This is a genomic window from Nesterenkonia cremea, assembly GCF_014642675.1.
In the GTDB taxonomy this organism is placed as follows: Bacteria; Actinomycetota; Actinomycetes; order Actinomycetales; family Micrococcaceae; genus Nesterenkonia; species Nesterenkonia cremea.
In genome coordinates, this window is the sequence record NZ_BMIS01000005.1 from 177184 (window position 1) to 188888 (window position 11705).

11 protein-coding genes are annotated in these 11705 nt (G+C 67.1%); 4 read left to right on the plus strand and 7 right to left on the minus strand.

Going from position 1 to position 11705, the window contains the following annotated elements; all coding sequences use genetic code 11:
* Window positions 1-9: 9 nt before the first annotated feature.
* The 6 genes from fabF to aceE form a co-directional block, all read right to left on the minus strand.
* Window positions 10-1251, minus strand: a complete 1242-nt coding sequence (gene fabF, locus IEW85_RS07435) for a beta-ketoacyl-ACP synthase II (RefSeq protein WP_188684224.1) — start codon at window positions 1249-1251, stop codon at window positions 10-12.
* A 72-nt stretch (window positions 1252-1323) separates the two neighbouring features.
* Window positions 1324-1569, minus strand: coding sequence for an acyl carrier protein (locus IEW85_RS07440; RefSeq protein WP_188684226.1), 246 nt, complete (start codon window positions 1567-1569; stop codon window positions 1324-1326).
* A gap of 65 nt (window positions 1570-1634) precedes the next feature.
* Entirely contained in the window at window positions 1635-2639 is a 1005-nt protein-coding gene (locus tag IEW85_RS07445) for a beta-ketoacyl-ACP synthase III (RefSeq protein WP_188684320.1), read from the minus strand.
* Between the two features lie 48 nt (window positions 2640-2687).
* Window positions 2688-3632, minus strand: a complete 945-nt coding sequence (locus IEW85_RS07450) for an ACP S-malonyltransferase (protein ID WP_188684228.1) — start codon at window positions 3630-3632, stop codon at window positions 2688-2690.
* Window positions 3633-3722: 90 nt separating this feature from the next.
* Window positions 3723-4898: a PucR family transcriptional regulator gene (locus IEW85_RS07455; protein WP_188684230.1), complete on the minus strand. Its 1176-nt coding sequence runs from the start codon at window positions 4896-4898 to the stop codon at window positions 3723-3725.
* 265 nt (window positions 4899-5163) lie between these two features.
* Window positions 5164-7905, minus strand: a complete 2742-nt coding sequence (gene aceE / locus IEW85_RS07460) for a pyruvate dehydrogenase (acetyl-transferring), homodimeric type (RefSeq protein WP_188684232.1) — start codon at window positions 7903-7905, stop codon at window positions 5164-5166.
* A gap of 299 nt (window positions 7906-8204) precedes the next feature.
* On the opposite strand from aceE, the gene IEW85_RS07465 reads away from it, so the two are divergent.
* The 4 genes from IEW85_RS07465 to IEW85_RS07480 all read left to right on the plus strand — a co-directional run bounded on the left by IEW85_RS07465 (window position 8205) and on the right by IEW85_RS07480 (window position 10998).
* The gene (locus IEW85_RS07465; protein WP_373286554.1) at window positions 8205-8603 is read left to right on the plus strand and encodes a DUF3052 domain-containing protein; all 399 of its coding nucleotides are present in this window, start codon (window positions 8205-8207) and stop codon (window positions 8601-8603) included.
* Complete coding sequence (locus tag IEW85_RS07470; protein WP_188684236.1) at window positions 8600-9133, plus strand: redoxin domain-containing protein; 534 nt, start codon at window positions 8600-8602, stop codon at window positions 9131-9133. The genes IEW85_RS07465 and IEW85_RS07470 overlap by 4 nt, the downstream gene beginning before the upstream one ends.
* An 88-nt stretch (window positions 9134-9221) precedes the next feature.
* Window positions 9222-9695 carry an Lrp/AsnC family transcriptional regulator gene (locus tag IEW85_RS07475; protein WP_188684238.1) on the plus strand — a complete coding sequence of 158 codons (474 nt, stop codon included), beginning with the start codon at window positions 9222-9224 and terminating at the stop codon, window positions 9693-9695.
* 37 nt (window positions 9696-9732) lie between these two features.
* A complete protein-coding gene (locus IEW85_RS07480; protein ID WP_188684240.1) occupies window positions 9733-10998 on the plus strand; it encodes an MFS transporter in 1266 nt (421 codons plus the stop codon).
* Between the two features lie 30 nt (window positions 10999-11028).
* On the opposite strand, the gene IEW85_RS07485 is transcribed toward IEW85_RS07480, so the two are convergent.
* Entirely contained in the window at window positions 11029-11646 is a 618-nt protein-coding gene (locus IEW85_RS07485; protein WP_229658884.1) for a TetR/AcrR family transcriptional regulator, read from the minus strand.
* Between the last annotated feature and the right edge of the window lie 59 nt (window positions 11647-11705).

The following is an 11705-nucleotide window of genomic DNA, read 5'->3' on the forward strand; positions in this document are numbered from 1 at the left end:
CCTGCCGACTCAGTAGGTCCGGAAAGCGGCGACGGCGTTGTGTCCGCCGAAGCCGAAGGAGTTGCACACTGCCATCTGGTCGCCGGAGCTCAGCTCGCGCGGAGTCCCGGTCACCACATTCAGCGGCATCTCCGGATCCTGGTTGTCCAGGTTGATGGTCACCGGGGCCTTGCGCTCCTGCAGGGCCTTGACCGTCAGCACCGACTCCACTGCGCCGGCGGCACCGAGCAGGTGACCGGTCTGGGACTTTGTGGCCGAGACGCAGACGTTCTCCAGGTGATCGCCGAAGGCCGCCTTCATCGCCCCGAACTCGGGCTTATCGCCCACCGGGGTGGAGGTGGCATGGGCGTTGACGTGGGTGACGTCCTCCGGGGCGGCCCCGGCAGCCTCCAACGCCTTGCGCAGCGCACGGGTGGCCCCCAGGGCGTCCGGATCCGGTGCGGTGATGTGGTGGGCATCCGAGGTGACCCCGGAGCCTGCCAGCTCAGCGTAGATCCGAGCGCCGCGCGCCTTGGCGTGCTCCTCGGTCTCGATGACCAGGGCGCCGGCACCCTCACCCATGACGAAGCCGTCGCGGTCCACGTCGTAGGGGCGGGAGGCCGCCGCCGGGTCATCATTGCGCTTGGACAGCGCCTGCATGGAGGAGAATGCCGCCAGGGTGAACGGGTGGATGGCACCCTCAGTGCCTCCGGCCATGACCACATCGGCCTCTCCGGAGCGCAGCAGCTCGATGGCCAGGTCCAGAGACTCCACACCGGAGGCGCAGGCGGAGACGGCGGTGCGAGCACCTGCCTTCGCGCCCAGCTCCAGGCTGATCGCCCCGGCCGCACCGTTGGGCATCAGCATCGGAACGGTCATCGGCATGACGCGCCGCGGACCCTTCTCGCGCAGGGTGTCCCAGCCATCCAGCAGGGTCCACACACCGCCGATTCCGGTGGCGAAGGAGACCGCCAGACGTTCGCCGTCCACTTCGGTCTCCTCCAGGCCGGCGTCGGCCCAGGCCTGCCGCGCGGCGACCATGCCCAGCTGGGTGGAGCGGTCCATACGACGGGTCTCCGGCCGTGCGAGCACCTCAGAGGGCTCGACGGCGACCTCGGCGGCGAAGGTGACGGGAAGCTCGTACTTCTCCACCCACTCGTGCTCGAGGGTCTTGGCTCCGGGGGTGCCGGCCAGCGCGTTCTCCCACAGGGTGGGGACGTCGCCGCCGATGGGGGTGGTGGCGCCGAGGCCGGTGATGACAAGGCGAGTCATGGATCTACCTCTGGATAGCGTATGGAGTGGCAAGAGATGTGCGGGCAGGGCGAAACCCGCCCGCACATCGAGTCAGCCCTGGGCGTTGGCGATGAAGTCGACGGCGTCGCCCACGGTGGAGAGGTTCTTGACCTCTTCGTCCGGGATCTTCACGTCGAACTTCTCCTCAGCGTTGACCACGATGGTCATCATGGAGATGGAGTCGATGTCCAGGTCCTCGGTGAAGGACTTGTCAAGCTGGACCTCCTCGGTCTCCAGGCCGGTCTCCTCGTTGACGATCTCGGCCAGTCCGGCGAGGATCTCGTTCTTATCAGCCACGGCGGGCTCCTTTCGGGGTTGGGTGTTCTTGGACGGACAGGGACAACTGTGGGGCAGGGCTCGGATCAGGGGATCCGGATCACCTGGGCGCCGTAGACCAGGCCGGCGCCGAAGCCGATCTGCAGGGCGTAGCCGCCGGAGATCTCGGGGTTCTCCTTGGCCAGACGGTGCAGGGCCAGCGGGATGGAGGCCGCCGAGGTGTTGCCGGCATCGACGATGTCGCGTCCCACCAGCACAGATTCGGGCAGCTCGAGCTGCTTGACCATCTCATCGATGATCCGGATGTTGGCCTGGTGCGGGACGAAGGCCGAGAGGTCATCAGCGGTGATGCCGGCGACGTCCAGGGCCTCCTGGGCCACCTTGGCCATCTCCCAGACGGCCCAGCGGAACACGGTCTGGCCCTCCTGGCGCAGCGTGGGCCACAGGCGATTCTCTGTGTCCAGCAGCGCGGAGGCGTCCTGGGCGCGGCGGGCCTCGGCCAGGGTGTCGCGGAAGTTCAGCAGGGAGCTCTCCATAGAGATGGTCTCCCACTTCTCGCCGTTGGAGCGGATGATGCTGGGGGAGATGCCCGGGGTCGCCGAGGGGCCGATCACCACGGCGCCGGCGCCGTCGCCCAGCAGGAAGCTGATGGTGCGCTCGTGGTTGTCGATGAAGTCGGAGAGCTTCTCCGCACCGATGACCAGCACGTGCTCGGCAAGCCCGGAGCGGACCAGAGCGTCGGCCTGGGCCACGCCGTAGCAGTAGCCCGCGCAGGCGGCGGAGACGTCGAAGGCCGCCGCGGGGGTGGCTCCGAGCCGGTGGGCCAGGTCAGCCGCCGCAGAGGGCGTTTGGAAGGGGTGGGTCACCGTGGAGATGATCACCGCGTCCAGGTCCGAACCCTGGAGGCCTGCCTGCTCCAGAGCCTCACGGGCAGCACCTTCTGCCATATCGGTGACCGAGACGTCGGCGGGGGCCCGGTGCCGAGTCTGAATGCCGGTGCGCTTGCGGATCCATTCGTCCGAGGAGTCGATCCACTGGCAGATCTGCTCATTGTCGACGATCTCGGTGGGGCGGTACGCGCCCAGGCCCATGACCTGGGTGGCGGCCACGGGGGTCGGCTGGTTCAGGGTGGCGGTCACTTAGGAGTCCTCGGAGACGGCGGCATGGGTGTGTTCTGCGATGAACTCGCGGGCGGCGTCGAGGTCCTCCGGGGCCTTCACAGCGAAGGACTTCACGCCCTTGAAGCCGCGTTTGGCGAGGCCGGTGAGCGTTCCGCCGGGCAGCAGCTCCAGGATGCCGGTCACGCCCTGTGCCTTCATCGCCTCCATGCACAGGTCCCAACGCACCGGGCGGGTGACCTGATCCACCAGGCGGTCCAGTACCTCCTGGCCGGAGCTGACGATCTCACCGTCGCGGTTGGACAGCAGGGTGTGGGCAGCGTCGGCGGGCTGGAGATCCCCCACAGCCGCCGCGAGCTTCTCCTGGGCGCCGGCCATGTATTCGGTGTGGAAGGCGCCGGCCACGCTCAGCGGGATGACCCGTGAGCGGGCCGGGGCGTTCTCCTCGAGGCTCTTGATGCGCTCGGCGGAACCTGCGGCCACGATCTGGCCGGGGCCGTTGGCATTGGCCGCGGTCAGCCCGGCGTCGGCGATGGCCTGGCGGACCTCGTCCTCCACACCGCCGACCACGGCTGCCATGGCGGTGGGCGCAGCGGCGGAGGCCTCGGCCATACCGGCGGCGCGCACGGCGATCATCTGCAGGGCCTGTTCGTCGCTGAGCACTCCGGCCAGTGCGGAGGCGGGAACCTCGCCCACCGAGTGGCCGGCGAAGAGCACCTTGTCCGCCGGGAGCTCGGAGACTCCCAGCGCGTGGGCCGAGAGCAGCGAGGCCGCGACGATCAGCGGCTGGGCCACTGCGGTGTCCCGGATGGTGTCCTCGTCGGAGACGGTGCCGTGGGTCTTCAGGTCGATGCCGGATGCCTCGGCATAGCTGTTCAGGCGCTCAGCCGATGCCTCCTGCTCCAGCCATGTGGAGAGGAAGCCGGGGGTCTGCGATCCCTGTCCTGGACATACGATTGCTAGCACAGTTCCAACTTTCCATATCGGGAGGGTTCGAAGCGGGTCATGCGACGACCAAGCTGCCCCGTGACGTTTGTAGCAATCCTACAACTGCGCTCAGAATAGTCGACCCACGGCCAGAGCGGTCTGCAGGACATAGGCGTCGCGGGGGAGCATAGGATCCCATCCGGTGATGTCGCAGATCCGACGCAGCCGGTAGCGCACGGTGTTCGGGTGGACGAAGAGTCCCCGGGCGGTGGCCTCCAGGGAGTGCCCGCCGTTGATATAGGCCGTGGCGGTCTCCAGCAGGCCGTTGCCGGCCTCCTGCAGCGGGGCGAAGATGGCGCCGCGCAGCGACTCCTTGGCCGTGGCGTCGCCGGCCAGCGCCCTCTCGGGCAGCAGGTCCTCGGCGGCCACGGGCTGGGGTGCCTCGGTCCAGGCATCGGCGGCGGTGTAGCCGGAGTAGGCGGCCTGGGCGCAGCGGTGGGCCTGGGCGATGGTGCCCTCGGTCTGGCTGTAGACCACATGGCCGGGACCGAAGCGGCTGAGGATGCGCTCGAAACCATCCTTGAGGTCGGTGACTCCGCCCAGGAAGAGCACCAGGCGATCGCCCTGGACACCCACCACGGCATCGGAGGCGAAGCGCACGCATTGGCGCCGCAGGTGACTCATGAACACGGCATCGGCCTGATCCGGGGCGGCACCCACGACGACGACCACTGAGGTGGAGCTGTTCCACCCGACGGCGGCGGCGCGTGAGGCGATCTGTTCCTCCGGTTCCCCGCGCAGCACCGCATCCACCAGCAGAGCCTCGAGCCGCGAGTCCCAGGCGCCGCGCGATTCCGCGGCACGGGCGTAGACATCGGCGATGGCGAAGGCCACCTCGCGGGAATAGCGCAGCACGGCCTCCAGCATGACCCGCTGGTCCGACTCCGGCACCAGGCCGGGGAGCCGCTGTTCCACGGCCTCGACGATGGTGCGGATGAGCTGCAGCGCCCGCTGCAGGGAGATGGTGCGCATCAGCTCGGTGGGGGCGGGCCCCAGCAGCTCGTTGACCAGCGGCAGCGACCGAGCCTCAGAGTGCTCCAACCAGTTGGCCAGCCCCTGGATGCCCCGCTGTGCGATGAGCCGCAGCGAGGCCCGCTCATCGGTGGACAGCTGCTTATACCAGGACAGCGTCGACTCCAGATGCGCATTCACCGCGTTCGTCAGCGAGCCCGAATGGGACTTCAGGACCTGGAGCGCCTCCTCGGAGACATGGACGGCAGGAGGAAGCTGCGGCGCAGGAGACATGCCAAGGATTGTACAGACCCTACAAACCCACCCTCATCCCGAACGGCACTCACCGGGAAACCCCCGCCAGGACACCGTCTGCTCCCAGCCGATCTTCCCGCGACCGCGGCAGGGTGAGACGCGTCCGAGCACGAGAAAGCGGCAGAGGACTCTCCAGGATCCCTTGTGTGAGCGAAGGGTTTCGCAACGCGCGCCAGCGCGGTGCGCTTCGCGAGCTAAGGAAGGAGAGTTCTCTGCCGCTTTCGACGATCAGCCCCGAATCAGATCAGGCGTCGCCTCCGGTCTCACCGGAGGTTCCGGCGTTGACGTTGTTCAGGTCGTACTTCTTCAGAGCTTCGGCCGGAGCGGACTTGTCGACCGCTCCCTCTTCGGCCAGGAGCTGCAGGGCCCGGACCACCATGGAGTGCGCGTCGATCTTGAAATGACGGCGCGCTGCGGCACGGGTGTCAGAGAAGCCGAAGTCGTCTGCGCCCAGGGAGGCGAAGGTGTTCGGTACGAACTGACGGATCTGGTCCGGCACTGCTGCGGAGTAGTCAGTGGAGGCGACGATCGGTCCCTCAGCGCCCTGGAGCTGCTGGGTGACGAACGGGATCTCCGGCTCCTTCTCCGGGTTGAGCATGGCCTCCTGTTCGACCTGCAGGCCCTGGCGGCGCAGCTCGTTCCAGGAGGTGACCGACCAGATGTCGGCGGAGACGCCCCAGTCCTCGGCGAGGATCTCGGCGGCCTCCTGTGCCCAGGGCACGGAGACCCCGGATGCCAGCAGCTGGACCTTAGGGCCCTCCTTCTGGGAGGTGGAGAGGCGGTAGATGCCGCGCTTGATGCCTTCGACGTCCACACCCTCGGGCTCGGGGAGGTGGATGACCGGCTCGTTGTACACCGTGAGGTAATACATGACGTTGTGATCGCCGTCGTGGTCGCCGTACATCTCGTAGATGCCGTTCTGCATGATGTGGGCGATCTCGTAGCCGAAGGCCGGGTCGAAGTGCTTGACCGCCGGGTTGGTGGCGGCCAGGAGCGGGGAGTGCCCGTCGGCGTGCTGCAGGCCCTCACCGGTCAGGGTGGTGCGGCCTGCGGTAGCGCCGATGATGAACCCGCGGGTCATCTGGTCGGCGGCGGCCCAGAAGGAGTCGCCGGTGCGCTGGAACCCGAACATCGAGTAGAAGATGTAGAACGGGATCATCGGCTCGCCGTGGGTGGCGTAGCTGGTGCCCGCGGCAGTGAAGGCCGCAGTGGCGCCGGCCTCGTTGATGCCGGGGTGCAGCAGCTTGCCCTGCGGGGACTCCTTATAGGCGAGCATGAGCTCACGGTCCACCGAGAGGTAGTTCTGACCCTTGGGGTTGTAGATCTTCGCGGTGGGGAAGAAGGAGTCCATCCCGAAGGTGCGGGCCTCGTCCGGGATGATCGGGACGATCCGCTCGCCCACGTTCTTGTCCCGCATGAGGTCCTTGAGCAGCCGGACCAGCGCCATGGTGGTGGCGGCCTTCTGCTTGCCGGAGCCCTTCTTGGCGCCGTCGAAGACCTTCTGGTCGGGCATGTTCAGGGTGTTGCGCGGCACGCGGCGCTCGGGCAGCGAGCCGCCGAGCTCCTTGCGGCGCTCCTTGAGGTAGGCGATCTCCTCGGAGCCCTCGCCCGGGTGGTAGTAGGGCACGTTGTAGGGGTCGGCCTCGAGCTGCTCATCGCTGATGGGGATGCGCAGGGTGTCGCGGAAGCGCTTCATGTCGTCCACGGTGAGCTTCTTCATCTGGTGGGTCGCGTTGCGTCCCTCGAAGCTCGGGCCGAGGCCGTAGCCCTTGACGGTCTGGGCCAAGATGACGGTGGGCTTGCCCTCGGTCTCCGCGGCTGCCTGATAGGCGGCGTAGACCTTCTGGTAGTCGTGGCCGCCGCGCTTGAGCCCCCAGATCTCGTCGTCGGACATGTCCTGGACCATCTCTTTGGTCTTCGCCGCGCGGCCGAAGAAGTGCTCGCGGACGAATTCGCCGGACTCTGCCTTATAGGTCTGGTAGTCGCCGTCGAGGGTCTCGTTCATGATCCGGACCAGCTCGCCGTCGTCGTCCTTGTCCAGCAGCTGGTCCCACTCGCGGCCCCAGAGGACCTTGATGACGTTCCAGCCGGCGCCGCGGAAGAAGCCTTCCAGCTCCTGGACGATCTTGCCGTTGCCGCGCACCGGGCCGTCGAGGCGCTGCAGGTTGCAGTTGATCACGAAGTGGAGGTTGTCCAGCTTCTCGTTGGCTGCCAGCTGCAGCAGCCCGCGGGACTCGGGCTCGTCCATCTCGCCGTCGCCGAGGAAGGCCCAGACGTTCTGGTCGGAGGTGTCTTTGATGCCGCGGTTGTGCAGGTAGCGGTTGAACTGCGCCTGGTAGATGGCGTTCATCGGGCCGATGCCCATGGACACCGTGGGGAACTGCCAGAACTCGGGCATCAGGCGCGGGTGCGGGTAGGAGCTCAGCCCGTTGGGGGACTTGGAGACCTCTTGGCGGAACCCGTTGAGCTGGTCCTCAGTGAGGCGGCCCTCGAGGAAGGCACGGGCGTAGTTGCCCGGGGAGGAGTGGCCCTGGAAGAAGATCTGGTCACCGCCGCCGGGGTGGTCCTGGCCGCGGAAGAAGTGGTTGTGGCCGACTTCGTAGAGGGTGGAGACACCTGCGTAGGAGGAGATGTGGCCTCCCACGCCGATGTCCTCGCGCTGAGCCCGGTGGACCATCACTGCTGCGTTCCACCGCAGGATGCGGCGGTAGCGGCGCTCCATCTCCTCATCGCCGGGGAACTGCGGCTCCTGATCCTTGGGGATAGTGTTGACGTAGTCGGTGGTGGTGACCATCGGGTAGTCGATGGACCGTGCACCGGCACGCTGCAGCAGGGTGCGGATGATGTATTCGGCACGTTCGGTGCCGTGGGCTTCGACGAGCTGGTCGAATGACTCCAGCCACTCCTGGGTCTCCTCCGGATCATGGTCCGGAAGCTGATTCGTCAGGCCGCTGCGAATGTGGGTGTTCTCTTCACCAGCGCTCACGGGTACCTCTTTCAAAAGGGTTTCCTTGAGGCCCCCACCAGGGTCACCGGATGTTGGGGCCTCTTTTTCTTCACGGCAACTCTACCCGGAACGTGCCGGGTTGCACTTCCCGAACAGCGCGCTGTCCGCGTAACGTATGGGGAGAGCTGGTCACAGTGTGGCCCAGCACTTGTCAACCATGCAGAGACGATCGACCACGCGGGATATTGAGAGAGAGGGAACCTCTGGTGAGTCAGGCTTCAGCTGCCGAGGAACCGGTCAGCGCAGCAGCAGGCCAGAAGTACGATGCGGACGCCAATGTGGTGGACACATCGGACCTGTTGGAGGAACTGGGGTTCACCAAGGAATTCCTCGTCCAGGAGATCGGCGTGGACGACGACGTCGACGATGAGTTCCGCGATGCCCTCGAGGCCCGTCTGGCCGAGGAGCTGATCGATGAGGACGAGCAGGAGGTCGTGGACGCGGTCCTGCTGTGGTTCCGCGAGGGTGATGACGATCTCACCGATGCGCTGGTGGACTCGCTGACCACTCTGGATGAGGGCGGCGTAGTCTGGCTGCTGACTCCGCGGTCGGGCCGTGAGGGCTATGTGGCTCCCGTCGAGATCCAGGATGCGGCTCCCAACGCGGGCCTGCACGTGACCTCCTCGGCGGGTGTGAGCGCGAACTGGGCGGCCACCAAGCTGGTCTCCCGCAAGTGAGCACTCCCGGCGTCGGGACGGTCCCCTCGGGCGCCGGTTCTGCGCAGCCGCTGCCAGTGGGCAGCGCCATGCCGGAGTTCGCCGCACGGAACCAGTACGGGGAGACTGTTCGTTCTGCGGATCTTCACGGTGCGGCGTCGTGGGTGATGTTCTATCCCTTCGCCTTCAGCCGAGTCTGCGGCGCTGAGCTGGCTCAGCTGCATGCCCGCTGGTCCGAGGTCGCCGCCCATGATGTGCGGGTGTTGGCCGTCAGCTGCGATGCGATGCATTCGTTGCGCGCTTACGCCGAGCATCTGCAGGATCAGGCCGGTGCCCAGGGGGAGCCCGTGGGCTTCGATCTGCTCAGCGACTTCTGGCCCCACGGGGAGATCTCAGCGGCTTTCGGGGCCTTCGACGCCGACCTCGGCGCCTCCCAGCGGGTCAGCTTCTTCTGCGACGCCGAAGGGCGCATCCGCCATATCCAGCAGGCTGAGCTCTCCGAGGAGCGGGAGCTGGATCAGGCGCTGGAGCTGCTGGCACAGCTGTCCTGAGCTGGTCTGAGCCTGGCAGGCGTTCCATTATGTGGCCTTTTCTGCGCCGTGGTGCCGCCGGTGATGGGGCAGGTGCAAGAATCGGCTCATGGACAGCATGGATCGCGCAATCATCGAGGCCCTGCGCGAGGACGGACGCATCTCGAATGCGGCCCTGGCGCAGAAGGTGGGCCTGACGCCCGGCCCCTGTCTTCGCCGTGTCCAGCGGCTGGAGGCCGAGGGCACCATCCTGGGCTACTCGGCTGACATCAATCCGGAGGTGCTGGGCCAGTCCTTCGAGGTGGGGCTCTCCGTGGACCTCAAATGGGGTGACCGGGAGACCGTCCAGCACTTCGAGGAGACCATGTCCGGCTATGACGAGGTGCTGGAGCTGCTGCGCCAGTTCCGCTCCCCGGACTACTATGCACGTGTCGCTGTGGCGGATCTGCAGGCCTATGAGCATTTCCTGACCCATAAGGTGCTGACCATCCCCGGGGTGCAGGACACCGATTCTGCCTTCCCCATGAAGATCATCAAATCTCCGCGGCCCCACGCGCACGTGTCCCGTTCATTCGACGACTGAGCTGCGCCGCGCCTGAGACCTGATAGAACTGATCCTCGTGACTGAACGAGGATCTGGGCTCCCGCGGCTGCTGCTCATCGCCACTGTGCTGGTGGTGGCGGCCAATCTTCGCCCGGCCATCAGTGCCGTGGGTCCGCTGCTGGAGCAGGTCCGTGCCGATACGGGGATGAGCCCCTCGCTGCTGGGTCTGCTGGGTGCCATTCCGGTGATCAGCTTCGGCATCGTCTCCCCGTTCGTCCATCTGCTCTCATCCCGCTGGGGTCTGGAGCGCAGCATCTTCGCCGCCCTGGTGCTGCTGGCCGCCGGAACGGTGCTTCGTTCCCTGCCGCCGGGGCTGCTCCCTGGTGATGAGGCCCTGGCCGCTCAGATCTCCCTGTTGGTCGGCACAGCGATCCTGAGCCTGGCCATCGGGATCGGCAACGTGTTGGTGCCGGCAGTGGTCAAGCGCGACTTCCCGGACCGGGTGCCGCTGATGACCGGCCTGTATACGGCCACGATGGCCGGCTTTGCGGCGCTGGCCTCCGGGACTGCTGTTCCGTTGGCCTCGGCCGTGGGCTGGGAGCTCGGCCTGGGCAGCACCGCTCTGCTCGCCCTGGCGGCCTGCGGACTCTGGAGCACACGCCTGCTGGGCTCCGCGGAGGGCGCGGGATCAGATGGCGCGCCAGTGAGCGCGGAGCAGGGGAGTGCGGAACCGACGACGCCGGCGGGCCCGGCGGCCGCTGCGGCACCGGCTGCCTCGATGTGGCGCTCCCCGGTGGCCTGGCAGGTGACGGCCTACTTCGCGCTGCAGTCGGGCATCTTCTATCTGCTGCTGACCTGGTATCCCGCCATCCTGGGCTATCACGGCCTGGGGGAGGCCTATGCCGGGTGGATGCTCTCGCTCTGGCAGGGCGTGGGTATCGCGGCGAGCCTGCTGGTGGGACCGGTGCTGCAGCGGGCCAGAGACCAGCGCGCGGTGTCCCTGCTGGTCAGCTGCACCATGATCGTCACCCTGATCGGGATTCTGCTGATGCCCTCCTGGGCGATCCTCTGGAGTGTGGTGGGCGGATTCTCTACCTCCACCATGCTGCTGCTGGCGCTGACGATGATCTCGCTGCGCGCACGGACCAGCCACCAGGCCGGTCGGCTCTCCGGCATGGCCCAGGGCGTGGGCTACCTGTGCGCCGCCGTCGGGCCCCTGCTGGCTGGGACCGTCTTCGACCTGACCGGGTCATGGAATCCGGTGATCTACGGACTCATGGCCGCTGTGGGGCTGCTGGCTGTGGCAGGCCTGCTGGCCGGCCGCACGGTCTACACGCACTGAGGTCCGTGCGGCCGCGGGCGGAGTGGTGGTTCAGCGGATGCCGTGGAGGATGAGGTCGACGATCTGCCCGGCCAGCTCCTCGATCTCCTCGGCGCTCTGATCAGCGCGCGGGCGGAACCAGTTGTCCACGGCGTTGATGCTGCTCAGCAGGGTGCGGGCCATCAGAGCAGGGTCGGCGTCACGGAAGCTGCCCTCGGCGATGCCCTCCTCGATCACAGCGCGGAAGAGCGCCTCGAACTGGCTGCGCTGCTCGTTGAGGCGGTCCAGTGCCTCCCGCTGCCGCGGCTTCACCGCCGCGGAGTTCTGTTCGCGCACCGCCTGGTGGATCACGTGGTGATACCCCAGGAAGGTCATGATGTTGACCAGATGCGCCACCGACATGGCGCGCAGCCGTTCAGCCGGACTGGCGGAGTCCTGGGCGTGGGGCTGGACCTTCTCCTCGGCCCGTTCCATGCCGCGCTCGTAGACGGCCAGCAGGATGTCCAGCTTGGAACGGAAGTGATAGTAGATCAGACCTTTGGTGGCGCCGATGCTCTGAGCGACGTCGTCGATGGTGGTCTCACGGAAGCCATGGAGCATGAAGGCATCGGCAGCCGCATCCAGAATGCGCTCTCGTGACTTCTGTGTCCGCTCCGGTTCCGGTGCCACGCGCCCTCCGCTCCTGTCCTGGGATGTCCGAAAGTCAGGATACGGGACCGCGCGCTCCG